Below are 366 nucleotides of genomic sequence, written 5' to 3' on the forward strand. Positions count from 1 at the left end.
CCTCAACGGCTTTCGATCGCCGTGCGCTCGCGGACTTCCGGAGCCTGGCGGGCCGCATCGACGGCAACGGGCCGCGTTACACGTCCTATCCTACCGCCGACCGCTTCCACGGTGAACTCGGCGACGCCGGCTACCTGGCCGCGCTCGATGCCTGCAGCGCTAGTGCGCCCGCTCCGCTCTCGCTCTATATCCATATCCCGTTCTGCGAGAACATCTGCTACTACTGCGGCTGCAACAAGATCATCACGAAGGACCACACGCGCAGCGCGCGCTATGTGGACTACCTGGCCCGCGAAATGGCGATGGCGGCGGAACGGCTTGGCGCGCGTCGAGGCGTGATGCAATCGCACTGGGGGGGCGGTACGC

The 366-nt window shown here is 66.4% G+C and carries 1 pseudogene; it reads left to right on the forward strand.

Annotated features, from left to right (window positions below):
- Positions 1 to 366 (forward strand): annotated as a pseudogene (locus tag AC1DKR_RS21460) (oxygen-independent coproporphyrinogen III oxidase); the annotation flags it as partial.

Source organism: Stenotrophomonas sp. 01N47, from assembly GCF_056399165.1.